Annotated in this window: 19 protein-coding genes; 1 reads left to right on the forward strand and 18 read right to left on the reverse strand. The window is 43.7% G+C overall.

The features are described from left to right. Positions 1–366: 366 nt before the first annotated feature. The 18 genes from NYE72_RS18265 to sleB all read right to left on the reverse strand — a co-directional run bounded on the left by NYE72_RS18265 (position 367) and on the right by sleB (position 17,477). Entirely contained in the window at positions 367–939 is a 573-nt protein-coding gene (locus NYE72_RS18265; RefSeq protein WP_036688383.1) for a phosphate propanoyltransferase, read from the reverse strand. Positions 940–1,077: 138 nt separating this feature from the next. Continuing rightward, positions 1,078–2,043: a dipeptidase gene (locus NYE72_RS18270; protein WP_036688385.1), complete on the reverse strand. Its 966-nt coding sequence runs from the start codon at positions 2,041–2,043 to the stop codon at positions 1,078–1,080. A gap of 120 nt (positions 2,044–2,163) precedes the next feature. Next, positions 2,164–2,424 (reverse strand): stage V sporulation protein S, encoded by a 261-nt coding sequence (locus tag NYE72_RS18275; RefSeq protein ID WP_019910496.1) that lies wholly within the window; start codon positions 2,422–2,424, stop codon positions 2,164–2,166. A gap of 199 nt (positions 2,425–2,623) precedes the next feature. Beyond that, a complete protein-coding gene (locus NYE72_RS18280) occupies positions 2,624–3,418 on the reverse strand; it encodes a TIGR00282 family metallophosphoesterase (RefSeq protein WP_076100408.1) in 795 nt (264 codons plus the stop codon). A gap of 211 nt (positions 3,419–3,629) precedes the next feature. After that, positions 3,630–5,171 carry a ribonuclease Y gene (gene rny / locus NYE72_RS18285; RefSeq protein WP_036689085.1) on the reverse strand — a complete coding sequence of 514 codons (1,542 nt, stop codon included), beginning with the start codon at positions 5,169–5,171 and terminating at the stop codon, positions 3,630–3,632. Between the two features lie 319 nt (positions 5,172–5,490). Next, a complete protein-coding gene (locus tag NYE72_RS18290; protein WP_051491576.1) occupies positions 5,491–6,216 on the reverse strand; it encodes a RecX family transcriptional regulator in 726 nt (241 codons plus the stop codon). 110 nt (positions 6,217–6,326) lie between these two features. Beyond that, positions 6,327–7,391, reverse strand: coding sequence for a recombinase RecA (gene recA / locus NYE72_RS18295; RefSeq protein WP_036688391.1), 1,065 nt, complete (start codon positions 7,389–7,391; stop codon positions 6,327–6,329). A gap of 300 nt (positions 7,392–7,691) precedes the next feature. Beyond that, positions 7,692–8,978: a competence/damage-inducible protein A gene (locus tag NYE72_RS18300; protein ID WP_036688393.1), complete on the reverse strand. Its 1,287-nt coding sequence runs from the start codon at positions 8,976–8,978 to the stop codon at positions 7,692–7,694. A gap of 108 nt (positions 8,979–9,086) precedes the next feature. Beyond that, complete coding sequence (pgsA, locus tag NYE72_RS18305) at positions 9,087–9,674, reverse strand: CDP-diacylglycerol--glycerol-3-phosphate 3-phosphatidyltransferase (protein ID WP_036688397.1); 588 nt, start codon at positions 9,672–9,674, stop codon at positions 9,087–9,089. A gap of 155 nt (positions 9,675–9,829) precedes the next feature. Further along, a complete protein-coding gene (locus tag NYE72_RS18310) occupies positions 9,830–10,321 on the reverse strand; it encodes a YajQ family cyclic di-GMP-binding protein (RefSeq protein ID WP_036688400.1) in 492 nt (163 codons plus the stop codon). A 210-nt stretch (positions 10,322–10,531) separates the two neighbouring features. Further along, positions 10,532–10,693, reverse strand: a complete 162-nt coding sequence (locus NYE72_RS18315) for a hypothetical protein (protein WP_169744781.1) — start codon at positions 10,691–10,693, stop codon at positions 10,532–10,534. Positions 10,694–10,772: 79 nt separating this feature from the next. Then, positions 10,773–11,705 carry a RodZ domain-containing protein gene (locus NYE72_RS18320; RefSeq protein ID WP_036688403.1) on the reverse strand — a complete coding sequence of 311 codons (933 nt, stop codon included), beginning with the start codon at positions 11,703–11,705 and terminating at the stop codon, positions 10,773–10,775. Positions 11,706–11,798: 93 nt separating this feature from the next. After that, positions 11,799–12,566 (reverse strand): DUF3388 domain-containing protein, encoded by a 768-nt coding sequence (locus tag NYE72_RS18325; RefSeq protein ID WP_038571900.1) that lies wholly within the window; start codon positions 12,564–12,566, stop codon positions 11,799–11,801. A 177-nt stretch (positions 12,567–12,743) separates the two neighbouring features. Then, on the reverse strand, positions 12,744–13,007 hold the full coding sequence (locus tag NYE72_RS18330; protein ID WP_036688409.1) for a DUF3243 domain-containing protein: 264 nt from the start codon (positions 13,005–13,007) through the stop codon (positions 12,744–12,746). A 137-nt stretch (positions 13,008–13,144) separates the two neighbouring features. After that, positions 13,145–13,912, reverse strand: a complete 768-nt coding sequence (gene fabG / locus NYE72_RS18335; protein ID WP_036688412.1) for a 3-oxoacyl-ACP reductase FabG — start codon at positions 13,910–13,912, stop codon at positions 13,145–13,147. Then, positions 13,913–15,193, reverse strand: coding sequence for a pitrilysin family protein (locus NYE72_RS18340; RefSeq protein ID WP_076100406.1), 1,281 nt, complete (start codon positions 15,191–15,193; stop codon positions 13,913–13,915). Between the two features lie 2 nt (positions 15,194–15,195). Next, complete coding sequence (locus tag NYE72_RS18345) at positions 15,196–16,434, reverse strand: pitrilysin family protein (protein ID WP_256717312.1); 1,239 nt, start codon at positions 16,432–16,434, stop codon at positions 15,196–15,198. Between the two features lie 176 nt (positions 16,435–16,610). After that, on the reverse strand, positions 16,611–17,477 hold the full coding sequence (sleB, locus tag NYE72_RS18350; RefSeq protein ID WP_036688421.1) for a spore cortex-lytic enzyme: 867 nt from the start codon (positions 17,475–17,477) through the stop codon (positions 16,611–16,613). A gap of 172 nt (positions 17,478–17,649) precedes the next feature. Between sleB and NYE72_RS18355 the strand changes: the two genes are divergently transcribed. Next, entirely contained in the window at positions 17,650–19,614 is a 1,965-nt protein-coding gene (locus tag NYE72_RS18355; RefSeq protein WP_076100402.1) for an ABC transporter substrate-binding protein, read from the forward strand. Positions 19,615–19,691 lie beyond the last annotated feature (77 nt).

A 19,691-nucleotide genomic window follows, 5' to 3' on the forward strand; every position in this document is an offset into this window, starting at 1 on the left:
GCGATGCTATCGGACTCAGATGCAGTTATTCACACCTTCGAAGCCCAGTTCAGGACAAATATAAGGCAATAAGAGCTATGCGGTCCGATACCTTGGCAAAATAGATCAAAATGCTGAAATAGCTGCGATACAGTCCGATATGTACAAGCGGTCGGGTAAACCACGCAAACTTTACAGCACGCGGATCAGACACACAATCCTTACAGCACGCGGATCAGACACACAATCCTTACAGCACGCAGATCAGACACGCAATCCTTACAGCACGCGGATCAGACACGCAATCCTTACAGCACGCGGATCAGACACGCACAAAAAAGCGGAGGATTTCTCCCCCGCTTCTTATCTTTGCTATAACTATGATGACTATTCTACGATTTCAGCAGTATCGCCGTTGTTGGCACCTGCAGCGTTAGCTTCGTCAGTGTCAATATGCATATCCAGTTTAAAGCTGTCTGATACGCGTGCAATTACGTTCTCCAATACGAGACCACGATCGCCTCCGAGACGAACTTTAAGCAATTGCTTATCAGCAATGCCCCAAGCTTCAGCTTCAGAAGTATGGAAGTGAATGTGACGAGCGGCGATGATAACGCCTTGTTCCAATTCTACTTCGCCAGCAGGTCCTTTAAGCGTAATGCCAGGTGTTCCATCAATATTTCCAGATTCGCGAACTGGAGCTTTCACGCCAAGTGCGAAGGAGTCAGTACGGGAAATTTCTAATTGGGAAGCCGGACGAGCAGGTCCCAAAATTCTTACTTTGTCAAATTTACCTTTGCTGCCGATAACTGCTACTTGCTCATTTGCTGCAAACTGTCCTGGTTGAGAGAGGGGTTTGAACTCCGTTAGTTGATATCCTGGGCCAAACAAAGCCTCCACATGCTCTTGCGTAAGGTGAATATGTCTAGCCGACACACCTACGGGTACAGTCTTACTCATAGTAAAGTCACTCCTTGTATTTTCTCTAGTATCTGTACAAGCCATTAACCATTATACATCTTCTTAACCAAAAATAAAAAGCCCCACATCATAACGAGGGCCTTTTTTTCGACAATTCATACTTTTAGAACAGGATTGTCATGATTTAGACACCTGTGAAGGTAAGTTTGTACGCAAGTAGGAGACCGCATTCTCATATAACCAACCTTTAACGGAAGCTTCTGGATAGTAACGAAGCAGGTGCTCGGCAAGCTCAGGGTATTTTCCCGGATGCTCCATGTTCTCTACCCAAGTGTCAATGCCGTCAAAGTCCGAACCAAACATCATATGTTTCTCGCCACCCAGACTACATACATGATCAATATGCTTTAATAAATCATCCATACGAGCTTTTCCATCATCACATACAAACCACGGATAAAAGGTCAGGCCCATTCTTCCGTCCATTGCAATCAAAGCTTTAATCTGTTCATCATTTAAATTTCTAACATGCCCACAGATTGCTGCGGCGTTCGAATGGGAAGCTATAAACGGACGTGTGCTTAAGTCGGCTAGCTCCCAAAAACCTGCCTGAGACAAATGCGACACATCAAGCAGCATTCCACTGTCGTTGCACCATTCGATCAGCTTTCGCCCTTTTTCCGTAAATCCGCCGTTGCGCTGCTCCAATACTCCGTCCGCTGCCCAATTGGCATAATTCCAAGTGATCCCCAAAAACCGCACGCCAAGCTCAAAGCAGAGCTGTGCATAAAATAGGTTCCCTTCTAGACCGTCTACACCCTCCAGAGAGAGCATTCCCCATGGAGGTGCTCCAACTGCTCGTTTACCTACCTCCTCCTTCCAACGCAGCCACTGAAGGCTCTCTGCGCCTAATATTTTTTGCCGGAACAAATCAATTTGTCCTAAAACATTCTCAAAGCTAGGTCTACCTCTACTTGCCGAAAGGTATATCGCAAAAATCTGCAATTCTACACCGCCCGCTACCAACCTCTCTCCGGTGACATCCAACCGGGGATCATTCTTAAAATCCATATCCGGTGATGCTTGCATTTTACTCAGCACATCACAATGAAAATCCGCAACCTGTAGCTTATCGGTTCTCATCCCAAGCCCTCGCTTTCATGCAGCCCTATTCCAGATTCTATGCTTAAAAACGCCAGACTATATACCAAAAGCAAAAAACCTGTTTACATAAGTAAACAGGTTCATCGTTCTATGCTTCTATTATCTGGGTTCTACAATCAATTTAATCGCGGTTCGATCCTCTCCATCAATCACAATGTCTGTAAATGCCGGAATGCAGATCAAATCTACTCCGCTTGGTGCAACAAATCCCCGGGCAATGGCAACTGCTTTGACTGCTTGATTCAGTGCTCCAGCTCCAATAGCTTGTAATTCGGCCGATCCACGTTCACGAAGAACACCTGCTAAAGCGCCGGCGACGGAATTTGGATTGGATTTAGCTGATACTTTTAATACATCCATAGTAAGTACCTCCCCTGGGAAAATAATGGTGTTCTTCCACTACTTTAGATGTTATTCGCGAGAGAAGAAATAATTCCTTCTTTTTGCGGACTACTCTGGAGAAAATGGTACAATAGATACTCTTTTTCGATATAATAAATATCACACTTTACCCTTATTCGGCGAAATTACCCAGAAAATCACTTATCTTATCCTACTACTAGCTCATTACCCATTCATCTTCACGTAGCCGTATTTTCTCCAGACGGGTAGCCGCGCCAGTATTCTCGTCTAATTCTGCAAATAAACCGTGAAGCTGCCATTTGCCTTCATCAACAACAAATCGTGCTGGAAGCTGTGTAGTGAACTTATAAAGTACTGCATCTCTTTCCATACCCAGAATCCCTTCGCTTGAACCAACCATACCCGCATCGGTCAAGTAAGCCGTTCCACCTGGCAAAATCACATCATCATTCGTCTGCACGTGAGTGTGGGTCCCAACTACAATTGATGCGCGACCATCCATGAAATAGCCCATGGCGATTTTTTCGGAGGTAACCTCTGCATGGAAATCAACGAGAATGCATTTATGATCTCTACGTAGCTCTTCCACAATTTCTTCACCCACACGGAAAGGGCAATCAATCGCAGGCAAAAATGTACGGCCTTGCAGGTTAACTATAGCCAGCTCTTTCCCGTTACCTTTAACAACTGTATATCCTCTTCCCGGTGTTCCTGGAGGAAAATTAGCGGGACGGATAATCCGGGCCTCATCGTCGATAAACTCGAAGATATCCTTGTTGTCCCATGTGTGATTACCCATGGTGATTCCGTGAACGCCCCAGTTAAAAAATTCATTTGCGATCGCTTTAGTAATCCCTCTACCGGCAGCAGAATTTTCACCGTTAACTATGATTATATGTGGTTGATATTTGCTTTTTAATGAGGGCAACATCTCCCGAAGTGCCTTCCTACCTACACTACCTACGATATCTCCAATGAATAGTACTTTAATGTTTCTCTCCTCCTAATCTTAACCTCTTCATCTAACGGATAAGTCTTCATATTTAAAAGAAAAAAGGCCCCGCTTAGGGGCCAATTTTCATCAAATATAAGAAAGTATAAGTTAAATCTTATCCTTTAACCTTATATTCCCAGCAGAAACATGTACCAGGAAACAATCATAAATATCGTTATTTCCGAAGTGTATGTTATCTACTTATTGCCTATTTAGCGTATTCAACAGCCCGTGTCTCACGAATAACGGTAACCTTGATATGTCCTGGATAATCCAGTTCACTTTCAATCATCTTCGTAATATCGCGAGCAAGACGGAATGCCTCTGCATCGTCAATCTTCTCTGGCTGTACCATCACGCGCACCTCACGGCCCGCTTGAATAGCAAATGATTTCTCAACGCCTTCGAATGACTCTGAGATTTCTTCCAGTTTCTCTAGACGTTTAATATACGTTTCCAGTGTTTCACGGCGAGCACCAGGTCTAGCAGCCGACAATGCGTCAGCGGCGCCAACCAACATAGCAATAACCGAGGTAGCTTCGCAGTCTCCATGATGAGATGCGATACTGTTGATAACAACCGGATGTTCCTTATATTTCTTCGCTAGTTCAACGCCGATCTCAACGTGCGAACCTTCCACTTCATGATCCAGCGCTTTGCCGATATCATGAAGTAATCCTGCACGTTTTGCAAGCACGATGTCTTCCCCAAGCTCACCGGCCATCAGTCCTGTTAAATAAGCAACCTCCATGGAGTGCTTCAATACATTTTGACCATAGCTTGTACGGAATTTCAGACGCCCCAGAATCTTGATCAAATCTGGATGCAAACCGTGAACGCCCACTTCGAAAGTAGCTTGCTCACCATATTCCCGAATCCGTTCGTCCACTTCTTTGCGGGATTTCTCCACCATCTCTTCAATACGAGCGGGGTGAATACGTCCATCAGCCACTAATTTCTCAAGTGCCGTACGGGCCACTTCACGGCGAATTGGATCAAATCCCGACAAAATAACTGCTTCCGGCGTATCATCAATAATGAGGTCGATACCTGTAAGAGTTTCCAACGCACGAATATTACGGCCTTCACGACCGATAATCCGACCCTTCATCTCTTCATTCGGCAACGTAACAACTGAAACCGTTGTTTCCGCCACGTGATCAGCTGCACAGCGTTGGATAGCGAGTGTAATGATTTCACGGGATTTCTTATCCGCTTCTTCTTTCGCCTGCTGTTCAATTTCTTTGATCATTTGTGCCGTTTCATGGCGAACTTCTTGCTCAACATTGCTAAGAATGATACTTCTTGCATCTTCGATGCTTAAATTGGAGATACGTTCCAATTCAGTGACTTGGTTTTTGTAAATAACATCAATTTGCTGTTGGGTTTCATCAATTCGTTTCTCTTTGTTAGCTACTTGTTCTTCTTTTCTTTCAAGCGATTCCATTTTTTTATCCAGAGATTCTTCCTTTTGCAGCAAACGTCTCTCTTGGCGTTGGATTTCATTCCGACGTTCACGAGTTTCTTTCTCAGCTTCAGTACGGATTCTATGGACTTCGTCCTTAGCTTCCAATACTGTTTCTTTCTTCAGCGCCTCAGCGTCCTTCTTCGCATTCTCAACGATGACAACGGCTTCTCTTTCTGCGCTTTGGATTTTAGCTTCTGCAAGGGATTTACGAATAAAATAACCGAACCCAAAGAATATTGCAGCTACAACGAGAACGATAATGACCCAGATCCATGATTCCAGCATCTGTTCACCTCCTCGTTGGTTCCTCTCCAAGGTATATCCCTGGGAATTGTGCAGTTGTTTAACTATCCGTTCATCACCATACAAAAAACCGGTAAACAACCGATTGCCATACTGCACATGCTGCACATGCACACTGCCCGCCTTATCCGGCGATTACATTTCATATGAGTTGTACGTGAACCGTTTAAAACAGTCTCCTTTTTGGGAAGGAAAAAGGATTCTAATTTTATGCCGATTCATGTTATATTTTATTATTTATAAAAAGACATTGTCAAGAGAGTCGATATACGCATTAATGTCAAGAGAATCAGTGATTCTAGTAAAACTCCTCATCTTCACCTTCATAATTGTCTTCCGCAAGTAAAGTATTGATCACTTGGCGAACCATATCGCCCGAGAATCCACGGCGCATAAGGAAGGCTCCAGTCTTTCTTCGCTTATCTGAAGCGTCTCCACGGATGAGATTCCATTTCTTGCGCCCTGTTTCGAGTGCACTCTCCAGCTCTTGTTCAGGAGTAATATTCTCCAAAGCTTCCGATATAAGGGTTTTGTCAATCCCCTTCTCACGTAGCTCTTGTCGAATCCACATCTTCCCTTTCCGCTGGTTCGCTATTCGTTGCTCCGCCCATTGCTTAGCATATAAAGGGTCATCAAGAAATCTTTCCTGCTGTAGCCGCTGCACCACTTCCGCAATAATAGTCTCTCCTATTTCCTTCTGGCGTAAACGGCGAGTCATTTCCATAGCGGTGCGTGGTTTACGTTCAAGATAACGGAGGCCTTCCACATAAGCTCGTTGACGCTCATCAGCTACAACAATTTCTTCCAAATCAGCCTTCATAAAAGAATTACCAGTAATCATTCGATATTTAATCATGACGTCCTCGTGCACAGTCATGTTATATGCTCCGAAATGTATGATATAACGGTGGTCAGATTTCTTTTGACGTTCTACTTTAGTGATCTCTAAGAGTTCTCCTTCAGGAAAATCAGATAACACCTGCTCATCTTGTTCTTCTGCTTCAAAATCCAGTTGTATTACCATAGTTGTTTGTCACCTCATAGCAATAGATCAGTTATCGTCTTACTTTCAATACTTGTTAAGAAAAGACACCCTGCAACAATCAATCACAGGGCGTCCTATTGTTTAATATACTATTCGATTTCGAGGAGCAATTTTTCTTCTTCCTCTTGCTCTGCAACAATCTCATCATTATTCGGCGCAGCAACAATAGTGGATAAATTACTTGCTTCACGGATCTTATTCTCAATAATAAGGGCAATATCCTGATGTTCCTTCAAAAACTGCTTAGCATTCTCACGACCTTGGCCGAGACGCTCGCCTTCGTAGGAATACCATGCACCACTCTTATTCACGATATCCATTTCAGTACCGATATCTACAAGACTTCCCTCTTTGGAAATCCCTTCACCATACATGATATCAACATCAGCCTGTTTAAATGGAGGGGCTACTTTATTCTTCACAATCTTGATCTTAGTACGGTTACCAACCACATCGTTCCCCATCTTGATGCTCTCTACGCGACGTACATCTAAACGTACAGAGGAGTAGAATTTCAATGCACGACCACCCGGAGTTGTCTCAGGGTTACCGAACATAACACCGATCTTCTCACGAAGCTGGTTGATAAAGATAGCAATCGTATTCGATTTGCTAATGGCACCAGAAAGCTTACGAAGTGCTTGAGACATCAAGCGAGCTTGCAGTCCGACGTGGGAATCACCCATATCGCCTTCAATTTCAGCCTTAGGTACCAAAGCAGCAACGGAGTCAACGACAATAATGTCAACGGCTCCACTACGAACAAGTGCTTCGGCGATTTCCAGCGCTTGTTCACCCGTATCTGGCTGAGAAAGCAGCAATTCATCGATATTTACGCCCAAGTTACGTGCATATTTCGGATCAAGCGCATGCTCGGCATCGATAAAAGCAGCTTGTCCGCCTTGTCTTTGCACTTCTGCAATAGCATGAAGAGCAACTGTTGTTTTACCTGAAGATTCCGGTCCGTATACTTCAATAATACGTCCCTTTGGAAGTCCGCCTATACCTAATGCAATATCAAGTGCCAAAGATCCGCTAGGTACAACTTCCACTTGCATATGCGTGGATTCTCCCAGTTTCATTACCGAACCTTTACCAAATTGTTTTTCTATTTGACGAAGCGCCATATCAAGCGCTGCACGACGATCTGACAATCAGACCACTTCCTTCACTGTTTATAGTAATATAATAACGTGTTTTTAAGGTCTTGCCAAGCTTTTTTTCGAACATACATTCGTTTTTTTTGTCTTGGGCGTTATTTATCCCTTTTATTGTAAGCCTCCCTCCGGAGATAGAAGTTAATTAAATTCTCCACTTCACCGGACATCAACGACTTATGATCATGAGAAAGCATCGTGATCAAAATCTCTGCAAATATACAAAAAACCGCAGCAAAGAAATCTCAGTGCCACGGTTCTTCCGTATGTGTTTATTATAACTGGGCTAATCTCCCATTACAAGTCTGAACCCTCAAGAGGTGTCTCCACCTTGCGTTCCTCAAGTCTCCGCCAGAGACGATACAGCAAAGCCTTAACTGTTCGTAAGCGGATATTTTCCCGCGTACCTTTAAGATTAAGCTCATAAACCTCTGTCTTACGTCCCCGTTCAGCCAAGCCGATAAATACAAGTCCAACAGGCTTTCGTTCAGAATAACCCGGTCCAGCTACACCTGTAACAGATAAGCCGAAATCGCTGTCTGCAATCATTCTCACTTGGTCAGCCAACACCTCGGCAACTTCTCGGCTTACGGCTCCAGGGGCATTGGGTCCCTCCAAATAAGCACTTGGCACATTCAGCAGCTTTTTCTTTAAGTCATTTGAATAGCAGACGATTCCGCCGGCAAACATCGAAGCACTGCCTGGAATATTTGTTATACTCTCCATCAGCAAACCTCCGGTGCAGCTCTCTGCCGCACTTAAGGTCAGGCCGGCATCCGCCATCCAATCCACTATCAATTGCTCTAGCGGCACATCAATGTTCGCATACAAATGTTCCGGCAAAATCTCCTTGATTTGTTGTTCCAGTATCTCCAGCTTTTTTGTAGCTTCATGCTCAGAAGGGGCCTTTGTCGAAATACGAACAGTTACCTCTCCCTCTTTGGCATACGGAGCAATCGTTGGATCAGTCTGACTGCGAATCAGCTCAATGAGCTTGTCCTCCAGCAGTGATTCTCCGATGCCGGCAAATTTGAGCATTTTTGAATAAAGCGGTGTTTCGTTCGTCAAGGCGTGCTGCTGTAGCCACGGTACTGCTTTATCTACGAACATCGGTTTCATCTCACGAGGTGGACCTGGAAGCACAATATAATATTTCTTCTCATGCTCAAAAGCAATCCCAACCGCAAGACCGATTTCATTCGGCAACGGTGTAGTTCCTTCAATTATAAGTGCCTGTTTGCGGTTATTTTCGGTCATAACGATCTTACGATCATCAAAGAAACGTTGTACATGATCCATCGCCAAACGATCAATGTGGAGCGTTCTACCTAGCGATGCAGCCAGTGCGTCTTTAGTCAGATCATCCTCAGTGGGGCCAATTCCGCCTGTAAAGATAATAACGTCGGCCCGACTCTGAGCGATCTCGATGGCTTGCTGCAGGCGGCTGCTGTTATCACCGACAACAGTTTGAAAGTATACATCGATCCCGATGGCAGCTAGCTCTATAGACAAAAACTGGGCATTACTATTCACGATTTGACCGAGCAAAAGCTCTGTCCCTACTGCAATAATCTCCGCTTTCATACCTGGCTTTCGCCTCCTAGTTATAATGTAGGTACACTGCTTTTAGATTTCAAAAAAGGTAATAGGTGCTTCACCTATTACCTTTCCTTGTATGTCCAGCTTACATTCTTACGCATTATGCAGCTGTAGCAGATCCTTATTCTTCACAAAATAATCAATTCCAGAATAAATAGTGATCAGCGCTGCGGCCCAAATAGCAATATCGTCTACAGGAATACTGACAAATTGAAATGGGAAATTATTCAACAACAGCAGTGAGATCGCAACAATTTGTACAACCGTCTTTATCTTGCCCCATTTGCTGGCGGCAACCACTTTTCCCTCTAGCAATGCAATCTGGCGAAGTCCGGTGACTGCAAACTCACGACTGATGATTACAATAGCAATCCATGAATCGCATCTGCCCAGCTCCACAAGTGAAATCAGAACTGCAGATACCAGCAGTTTGTCCGCAAGTGGATCAAGGAGTTTACCGAGATTGGTGACCATATTATATTTCCTAGCAATGTAGCCGTCTATTCCATCCGTGCTGGCCGCAAGCAAAAAGATTACAGCTGCTACCAAATGATTAACAGATAGCTGAAACGAGCCCCAATGTATCGGTTCTGGATAAAAACTGAAATCCACCAGTAAAAAAAACATCATAATCGGGATCAGGCAAATACGAGCTAGCGTGATGCGGTTGGGCAAATTCACTGAAGTTTTCCTCCCCTAAATCGTTCATACAAATTGCCTAAATCAGGCTAATCCATTTCTACTTAAGCAAGTATATTATAGCAATAAATAGGTGTCAAAAAAACAGAAAGCACCCCGCGTTGTTAGTGCTAATAAGCACTGCGGGGCACAAAATTCTATTTCATGTTCATGAATTGTAGATCCAGCGGCAAATCAGCTTTACGCAAAATCTGAATAATCTGCTGCAAATCATCGCGGCTCTTGCCGGTTACACGAATTTGATCCCCTTGGATCTGGCTCTTCACCTTTAATTTTGAATCACGGATCAGAATATTAATCTTTTTCGCATTCTCCTGATCAATGCCTTGCTTAAGCCCTAAACGTTGACGTACAGATCCCAGGGAAGCCGGTTCTACTTTACCAAAGTCCAGATTCTTTAGGGTGATGCCTCTTTTCACCATCTTTGATTGTAAAATATCAATAACAGCGTTTAGCTTATATTCGTCTTCAGAGGCGATTATAAGTGCGTCTTTCTCCATCTTCAGACTGCTTTTGCTGTTCTTAAAATCAAAGCGGTTGTCGATCTCTTTCTCTGTTTGGTGAATAGCATTCGTTAACTCCTGCATATCCATTTTGGATACAATATCAAATGAACATTCTGAACTCATTAAACTCCACGTCCTTTATACAATTAGTCTGCTACTATTATAAGAGAATGGTACTATTAAGTCTAATTTTGGATAAATCATTATGTAGCTCACCCGACATAGAAAACAGCCCCACTAAGTGGAGCTTTTCCTTCGAGTGAGTTTGATTCAAAGGGTAGAAACACGTCTCCACCGGAAGTACGCCGTTGGAGACGTTCATTTCTACAGCTTCTATCTGCTTCGGACCGGATTACGAAACATATCCAGAATTCCTAGCACAATATGTGCAATACCGAATCCGAGAATTCCGTATCCCCAAGCACCTGGTGTCAAATAGTATCCGATGAGACTGACAACAACCCCAAGGCCAGCTACAATCCAGCTAACTGTCATAAGATGTACACCTCACTTTGGCTAAAACTGAAAACAGTCTTATGTTCTCCCTAAAGCCAAAGTCTATACATCCTATTTGTTATTCGCCTGTCCCTTCACTTTGGGTACCTTCACTTCCAGAACCGTCGTCAAGATTAAGCAGGAGACGTGAAGAAGTCTTCTCATCCGTGATTACTTGACCATTTACGGTAATCTCAGTTGCTGGGGAATACCCAGACTTAATATACATGCCCTCACTACCAAGAACGAAGCTCATAGTTTCTCCTGCAGCTGTATTTCCGAAGGAGAGTTTTTCACCTTTAGAGTTCTCGCCTTTGTAAACTTCAAGCCAGCTTACTCCGGATGCAACAATCTCAACCTTAACTTCGCTTCCGGCAGGAGCTGTGACCTTAAATTTCGTTGTTTTGCCTGACTTCCCATCTGGTGTAACCGTGATAGATTGAGGAGTCGGCGTTGGCGTCGGTGTTGGCGTAGGCTCCGTAGTTGGCTCTGTAGTTGCTTCAGCACCTGCCGAGGAAGTAGGCGCTACAACACCGCCTCCTGATGCGGGTGGAGAAGTTTGTGCTGTATTAGGATCCTGCACATTATTGGTGATATTTGTTTGATCAACTTGATCAGGGTCTGCTTTGTTTAAACTAGAAGCATAAATGTAAATCACTACAATAATCAATATAGGGAATGTCCACATTAGCACCGTTGGCAGCCATTTTGCATTCCGTTCGGTTTCGGGTCTACGGCTGCGCTTTTGAATCACCGTCTCCATGGTCGTGTCTGCGGGTGGTGCAGGTACGTTCCCATGCTCCTCGAGCAGTTCGTCAGGACTCATGCCTACTGCTTCTGCATACGTTTTGATAAACGCCCTCACATAAAAACTTCCTGGAAGCACCTTGTAGTCTCCAGACTCGATGGCTTCCAAATACTTTTTGCGAATTTTTGTTACTTCCTGGACATCGTCAAGACTCATCCCTTTTTGCAGACGTGCCTCTTTCAATTGCCGGCCCAGTTCCGACATACCATCACCTCCTGTAAGTTCTATGAATGTAAACTTCCTTAACCAGCTTTATAAATAAACATGCTCGGAAGTGTATTCTTCATTGTTTGTGTTCTATAAATCATCACTGTAGCTCGTCGTAAACGACTCGTACAAGATTTCTTCAGTTGGATTATTCCGCAGCTCAATAATAATATCAAAGTCATCATAACTGTACTCAGATTCGCGTACGAAAATATCTGGATGCTCTATAACCTTTGTGCTTGGCATGCTCATAACATTTTGTAATAAATTATAATGTTTCTCATTAGAGCGGATCGTACTAACTATACCATCAATAATAAATACATTATGTGGGTTCATCTCATCTTCAGCCAATTGACTCCGCACCGTCTGCCGCAACAGTGTGGACGAGACAAATGTCCAGCGTTTCATAGCACAGACACTGCCAGCTATAATGGATTCCGTCTTTCCTACACGGGGCATACCACGCAGTCCTACAACCTGATTCCCATCTTTTTTAAACAGCTCACCGAGAAAATCAACCAATAGACCTAACTCATCGCGGGTGAAACGAAACGTCTTCCGATCATCTGAATCCCGTTCAATATATCGCCCATGGCGCACAGCCAGCTTGTCCACGAGCCTAGGAGACCGCAGAGCTGAAACTGTAATATTATCAACTTTTTTGAGCATTTCGCCCATCAGCATAATTTTCTCATCATCATTGGTCTCCAGCAACATTCCGCGAGTTTTTCCTTCAACTCCATTAATCGTCAGAATGTTAACTTCCAGCATCCCTAACATTGAAGCGATATCACCAAGCAGACCGGGTCTGTTCTTGTGAATCTTGTATTCCATATACCACTGTTTATATTCCACTTGTACACCTCATAGATTCCTTTTCCCTACCCTTTGCCAATACAGCAAAAAAAGCTGCCCCGGCAAAGCGGTCTTTTACACGGGTCATGTTAATGATATATAAAATAAAAATGAAAGGCAAGGTCAGTCCTGTAATAATTGCAGAAAAGCTCCCACAGGGGGAGCTTTTCCGCAAGCTTAGGCGTTGTCTTTCGCCAACTTGACCATGAGTTTAGCAATCGTTTGCTTTTCTTCATCGTTGCCGACATCCCATAGCTCTTTGATCGCACGGTTTTGAGTGTTTGCTGGATCCACTTTTTCATCAAGGAATTCCCCGATTTCAAAAGCCAGCTTTGAGATTGTGTCTTGACTCATCCCAAGTTTCTCTGCCTGTACAACCCGTTTACCTAAGAATTTCTTCCAGGTGTCAAAATTTTTGATTACGCTATCGTCTTGTGTCATCTTAAATCCTCCTTCATGTTTACGGTCGAACACCTGCATACAGGCTGTAAGCCGCCTTACGAGAGATTAAAAAACAACACTTATAATATGTCTCAGACGATAGCTTCTTATGCTGGAGCTTTTCTCCAAGTTAAGCATTACGTAATCCAGCCACCGTTAGGGCTAATGATCTGCCCAGTAATATACCCGGATTCTGGCAGTGCCAAAAAGTAAATCAATGAGGAGATTTCGTTCGGAGTAGCCAAACGTCCCGCCGGAATCTCATCCTCCAGCATCCGGACCTCATCCTCCTGTAGGTTAGACAACATATTCGTATTAACCGCTCCTGGAGCTACCGCGTTCACAGTTACGCCAGAAGGTGCTAATTCTTTGGCTAACGCCTTAGTAAAAGCATTTACTCCGCCTTTACTAGCTGAATAAGCGACCTCACAAGAGGCTCCCGATATTCCCCACACGGAAGAAACGTTGATGATTCGACCATAACGCTGGGATACCATGTACGGCATAAAAATCTGGCTGCACATAAAGGTACCTTTCAAGTTAATGGCCATAATATCGTCCCATTCCTCTTCGCTCACATCAGCGAGCATCCCGTAATGAGATTTACCGGCATTGTTAACAAGGATATCCGGCTGCATTCCATTGCTTTCAAGCTTCTCCGCCATTCGTACAATCTGACTGCGATCCTTCATATCCGCATTTACAGTCATTACCTTTGCTCCAAGGGCCATACAACGCCGAGCGACATCATTAGCAGCTTCATGTGAGTGCTTGTAGTGTATAACAATATTCATGCCCACAGAGGCAAACCGTTCTGCAATGGCGCCACCGATTCCCCCGCTGCCCCCTGTCACCAGAACTGTCATTTCTCCTAATGGTTTGTTGCTCTCTCCCAAAAGCGCCATTTAAGGACTCACCACTAGTGAAACAGCGAGCTGCTCCCAATTTACATGGGCATGTAAACGCTCATTCACTTCAGCTAAAGTAATCGATTCGTAAATAGGCAGAACTTCAAACAGGTCACCACCGCGGAATTGGTAACGTGTAAATTCATGTGCGATACTTTCAGGGGAGTTCAGCATGCGCAAATATCCGCCTATTTTCTTTTTCCGTGCCCGCTCGAAATCCTTCTCAGCAAAGCCAGACTTTAAGATCTGATCCACTTCTTCTTTTATTCGTTTTAGAAGCAAATCAGGGTCCTTGGTATCTCCACCCATAGCTGAAAAAGTATATTGTTCTGAACTATTAAATTCATGGCCAAAGCTGTCTGAGATCAGTTCTTCATCATAGAGCTTTTGGTACAACGCTGTGCTGCTGCCAACCAGCAAATCAAGCATAAGCTTAGTGGCCAAATCACGCTTAAGCGCAGCTTCACCTGTAAGACCATCAACTTTTTCCTTAAATCCAAACATAATCTTAGGCATCGAAACAGCCAGTTTGCTTTCTAAGCGCTTCGTAGCGACTTGTTCCGGCTCCTCTTCAAAAATACGCTTAATCTCACCTTGTTTACCATAAGATTTCCCCTGCTGATTGCTGCGAATCAAGGAGAATACCTTCTCCGGATCCACACCACCCACTACGAACAACAGCATATTGCTGGGATGATAAAAAGAATTGTAACAAGTGTACAGTGTTTCTTTCGTAATCGTACTAATCGACTCTATAGTTCCGGCAATATCAATCCGAACCGGATGTTTCGAATACATCGCCTCAATAAGGCCAAAGTACACACGCCAGTCTGGATTATCTGCATACATATTGATTTCTTGACCAATGATCCCTTTTTCCTTTTCTACATTCTCATCCGTAAAATAAGGTCGTTGCACAAAATCAACGAGTGTACTAAGGTTGGTCTCTATGTTTTCTGTTGCCGAGAAAAGATAAACCGTCTGATCGAAACTTGTAAAAGCGTTAGCTGAAGCTCCATTTGAGGCAAAAGTGGCAAAAATATCGCCTTCTGGCTCTTCAAACATTTTGTGCTCCAAAAAGTGAGCTATACCATCAGGAACAGTGGTCTCTTCTCCACCTGCGACATGAAAATGGTTATCTACAGAACCGTATTTAGTTGCAAATGTGGCGTAAGTTTTTTTGAATGTTGGTTTTGGCAATACATAAACCTGAAGCCCATTATCCATCACCTCATGATAAAGGGTCTCTTGAAGTCTGTCGTATTGAATCTGTTCCATCTCTATTCCTCCTTCCCTGTCAAGAAATAAATCGTATCCAGCTGAAAGGTCTCCGCTGCGGCTTTTACTTCCCCTGCACCGATTTGTTCCACCTCTTCTAGCAGCTGATCCGCTGTCCGTTCTTTTCCTGACAACTGGCGGTTGAAGTCGTAAGAGATCATCTCAAAAGCAGAATCCGGAATCTCGGAAAGCTGATTGCGGATCATGGCTTTGGTCTGGCTTAACTCCAGATCACTGATGTTGCCAGCTTTCATCTCTTCCAGTTGTTTCTCTATAATTTCAACAGCTTTGTTGTAATTTTGCGTTTCGATGCCTGATTGTATCGTTCCAATCCCCTTGTGACCGTCATAGCGTGAAGAAGCATAATATGCAAGACTGGCCTTCTCCCGTACATTGACGAAGAGTTTGGAGTGTGGATACCCTCCTAATATTCCGTTGTACATAAGTGCGGACGCATATGTATCGTCCTTATACGTAATTGATGTGCGCAGACCCATGTTCAACTTGCCCTGACTGACATCCAGCTTCTCCTCTACCGTCCTTACCTCGCTAACGGATACTGGGACAAACTTGGAGCTATATAAGCCCACCTCCGACTGAATGCGTCCGAAGTGATGCTGCACAAGCTTTTCAACTTCCTCAGTAGTCGTATCTCCCACTACATAGAGATCCAAAATAGCTCCATCCAGCCATGAATTATAGGATTCGTACAAACTTTTTGGGGTAATCCGGTCCAAATCCGCTCTTTGACCCAGTGGATGAAGACGATAGGGCTCGTTACGGCACATTTCTTCGATACAGCGCTCCGCTGCATAACGAATCTTATCATTTACGATAGATTCCAGCTTCTTGCGCACTGTTTCACGCTCTGTTGCAACATAGGAAGGACGGAAGCTTCCATCCTCCACCAATGGACGGGTCAGGACTTCTCCTAGAAAAGCAAAGGATTGTTCAAGCAAGCTCTCCTGACTCTGCACGAAGGAGTCATTAATGGTGTCCATGCGAAACTGAACAATCTGATAATCGCCTCTTTTATAAATATCAAAACCAAATCCAGCGCCATACAGCTCCTCCAAACGCTCGCGGAATTGAGTAGTCTCTGGGTAAGAAGCGGTACCTCTGCGGAGCACAAATGGAGCAAGTGCTGTAGGGGTGACCGTATCCTCATTAAGTGGGACGCCGGCATAAAGTGAGATGGCGTAGGTCTTGAACGCCTTGGTAGGCATCACGTGAATACGCATACCTGCAACGTTGCCATGCTGAAATACATTATTAGTCAAGTCCAAAACTCCTTTACCGCGTGGATAGTTGTTCATTAACATGTTTATGAATTAATAACCATTCTAAACCATTCCAAAGTAAGGAAGCAACCGGATGCCTCTTCCCGGTTGCTCTCTGGATTTACTTCTTTACTTATCTACATACAGAAAATATGCTGGCCGATAGTCTTGACCTGTGGACGAGTCCAAATCCATTTGGAGGTCGCCGTTTTAGGGTTGAAATAATACAAACATCCACCCGAAGGGTCCCAGCCATTCAGCGCTTGCTGCACTGCTTTTCGAGCCTGCTCATTTGGCTCCAAATAAATCTGCCCGTCAGCTACAGCTGTAAAAGCTCCCGGCTGAAAAATAACGCCAGACGGTGTATTAGGAAAGCTCGGAGATTTTACCCTGTTCAAGATTACTGCAGCAACAGCAACTTGACCTTCGAAAGGTTCGCCTCTCGACTCACCATAGACGGCATTAGCCATGATTTTGAGATCATTTTCTGATAATCCCATCGTATTCCCTGAAGACAGAGACGCTGAATCCGAATTATTGGTTGTATTTGTTTTGTTACCGGTGTTGTTGTTTGCTGTATTATTTCCGGTTGCTGAAGCAGACTCTGTCGGCTTCCAGTTCTTAGTTGCGTTATACAATTTCAGCTTAGTCTTAGCGCCTACGATGCCATCAGACTTCATTCCAAACTTCCATTGAAACCACGTTACTGAATTTTTCGTTTTCGGACCAAACTGACTGTCTATTTTCCCTTCATAAAAGCCCAGATGTTTTAAACGTCCTTGCAACTCATAAACATCCTGACCAGAAGAACCGAGTTTAATCGGAGTCGTGCTGAAGGCAGGCAAGGCCTCTTCTTCAGGATGATTTAGTTCATGGACAAATGACGCAGCAGCACTTTGCTTGGTCTGTACTATGCCATTACCCTGGAGCAACATTCCTGCAAACGGTGCGGCAGCAAGTGCAAGGGTTAAAGAAGCAAAGATCCACAACTTATGTTTCTTCATAGGGGTTCGCTCTACCTTTCTTTTGTGAGTTCTGCATGAATGGCTAAAGTTATTATGACGACTGTCAGGACATCCTATGCATTACTAAAAAAGAAGTAATAGCATTTCATTGTAATTGAGAATGATTATCAACTATAATCGAAATAAGAAAACGTTGGAGTTGATATTAATCATGAATTTAAAGGACCACATGTTATTGTGGAACCACGCATTAATAGAAATTATTGATATACGCCATACTTTTCAACGATCAGGTGATCTGAATTCACATTATCAGCTGCCCTCAAGTGCATTCTTGTTGATCATAAACGGCAAGGCCGAAATACTAATTGACGAGGTCCCGCACGAGATCAGCAACTTTCATATCCTTCATGGTGGAAAAGGAATGAACATTCAATTTTTACGCACGGAGGAACTACTGGAGTATTACTTAATTTTATATAAAGCAAACCTTTCACTCGCCTCACGCAACAATCTAAAAGCAATCATGGAACACAATAATCCCTTTAATCTCCAATATGGATTCACGCCTACTAGTCCACTGCCCTTATTTGATAAGATGGAGAACATGTTTACTGATTGGGGCAAAACAGGGCTTTTGGATCGGCTGCATGTCAAAACACTTTTTTATCAATGGATTTATGAGATGCTTAGGCAGCTGCATACGCTGGAAACACAGTTAATTCAACCTGATCCGCTAGATCAAGCAATTCGCTATATGCAGACTTATTATAAGGAAACCTTCTCTCTTGAAAAATTAGCTAAAGCGGTAAACAGCAGCCCTAGAACATTATCCAGATTATTCAGAACACAGCTGCAGACTAGCCCTGCTCAGTACTTAATCAACATCCGCATGGAAAAATCGAAAATATTGCTCCTGAACACAGAGGCTAGCTTGCATGACATCGCAATTGCAGTAGGTTATCCTGATGGCTATTATCTAGGAAAAATGTTTAAAAAATATTACGGAATCTCCCCTGTCCGATACAAAAATAAAGTTATCACCCACTCCAGTTGGCGTGATATGCCATCTCAAGGTGCACAAATTGACATTGCCCGAACACAACCTCTCCGTTATATTGATTATGATAATCATTATCAATATAACGGAGAAGGGGAATTACCAATGTTTAGAAATGCCAAACCATCATTACTGCTCACCCTGTTATTATGCTTTACCATAGTGTTAAGCGCTTGTTCCACGGGAACCACAAATTCAAATGCATCAAGCAATGGGAAACCCACCCCCTCAGCAGAAACAAGTACAGGGGCAAATACAGACAAAGCTGCTGTCGAAGCACAAACCCGGATAATTTCCACAGTTAAAGGAGACATTGCCGTTCCCGCTAGTCCACAAAGAGTTGTAGTTCTTTATTTGCTCGGTGATGTACTGGCTCTCGGCATTAAACCTATAGGTGTATCCGATGTATCCGAGGGTGCAGCATTTGAAGATGAGCTAAAAGATGTGCAAAAGCTTGGCACCTGGTTTGAGGCTAGCCCTGAAGCAATCCTTGCTCTTAATCCCGATCTTATCATTGTGCCGTCAGAGGAAACTTATGAAGCCCTTCACCAAATTGCGCCAACAGTCTTAGTTCCGTATGAAAAAATGTCAACAGAAGAACGGGTGTCCTTTATTGGACAAGTCGTAGGCAAAGAAGATCAAGCAAAAGAATTATTTACTGATTTCCATAAAAAAGTTGAGGACAGCAAACAAAAGCTGCAAGAAGCTGGTATTCTTGATCACACAATATCCATCATGGAAGGTGGAAAAGACAACAGCATGGCTGTTGTAGCGAGCAAACAATTCGGACGTGGTTCACAAATCATTTATGAATATTTAGGCATGAAGGCGCCGGACATCATTCAACAGGAAATAGATACGGCGACTGGTGCGGATGGGGAATCCGTATCCTTTGAAGTCCTTGGCAAATACAGTGGTGACTATATCTTCCGCTCCTCTTATGATGGTATGGCTGATCTGACCCAAAACCCAATTTGGAACAATATCCCTGCCGTGAAAGAAGGCCGTTTGATGGAGATCGATTTTGGCTTAGGTTATTACAGTGATATCTATTCTCTAAATGTGCAACTGGATTATATTGTTGAAGCTTTGCTTGCTGCGCCAAGAGTCAAATAAGTACTCAGGATACAAAAAAAGAGATGGTCCACTTCATAAAGTGGCCATCTCTTTTACTGTCTATTGAAGGTTTCAAC

It is taken from the genome of Paenibacillus sp. FSL L8-0333, assembly GCF_037965665.1.
Classification (GTDB): Bacteria; Bacillota; Bacilli; order Paenibacillales; family Paenibacillaceae; genus Paenibacillus_AQ; species Paenibacillus_AQ odorifer.

Excerpts from the sequence above, each read along its gene's own strand:
- NYE72_RS18265 (WP_036688383.1), bottom strand. The coding sequence starts at position 939 with ATGAGTAAGACTGTACCCGTAGGTGTGTCGGCTAGACATATTCACCTT.
- NYE72_RS18270 (WP_036688385.1), bottom strand. The coding sequence starts at position 2,043 with ATGAGAACCGATAAGCTACAGGTTGCGGATTTTCATTGTGATGTGCTG.
- NYE72_RS18275 (WP_019910496.1), bottom strand. The coding sequence starts at position 2,424 with ATGGATGTATTAAAAGTATCAGCTAAATCCAATCCAAATTCCGTCGCC.
- NYE72_RS18290 (WP_051491576.1), bottom strand. The coding sequence starts at position 6,216 with ATGGTAATACAACTGGATTTTGAAGCAGAAGAACAAGATGAGCAGGTG.
- NYE72_RS18300 (WP_036688393.1), bottom strand. The coding sequence starts at position 8,978 with ATGAAAGCGGAGATTATTGCAGTAGGGACAGAGCTTTTGCTCGGTCAA.
- NYE72_RS18310 (WP_036688400.1), bottom strand. The coding sequence starts at position 10,321 with ATGAGTTCAGAATGTTCATTTGATATTGTATCCAAAATGGATATGCAG.
- NYE72_RS18315 (WP_169744781.1), bottom strand. The coding sequence starts at position 10,693 with ATGACAGTTAGCTGGATTGTAGCTGGCCTTGGGGTTGTTGTCAGTCTC.
- NYE72_RS18320 (WP_036688403.1), bottom strand. The coding sequence starts at position 11,705 with ATGTCGGAACTGGGCCGGCAATTGAAAGAGGCACGTCTGCAAAAAGGG.
- NYE72_RS18330 (WP_036688409.1), bottom strand. The coding sequence starts at position 13,007 with ATGACACAAGACGATAGCGTAATCAAAAATTTTGACACCTGGAAGAAA.
- fabG (WP_036688412.1), bottom strand. The coding sequence starts at position 13,912 with ATGGCGCTTTTGGGAGAGAGCAACAAACCATTAGGAGAAATGACAGTT.
- NYE72_RS18340 (WP_076100406.1), bottom strand. The coding sequence starts at position 15,193 with ATGGAACAGATTCAATACGACAGACTTCAAGAGACCCTTTATCATGAG.
- NYE72_RS18345 (WP_256717312.1), bottom strand. The coding sequence starts at position 16,434 with ATGCGTATTCACGTGATGCCTACCAAGGCGTTCAAGACCTACGCCATC.
- sleB (WP_036688421.1), bottom strand. The coding sequence starts at position 17,477 with ATGAAGAAACATAAGTTGTGGATCTTTGCTTCTTTAACCCTTGCACTT.
- NYE72_RS18355 (WP_076100402.1), top strand. The coding sequence starts at position 17,650 with ATGAATTTAAAGGACCACATGTTATTGTGGAACCACGCATTAATAGAA.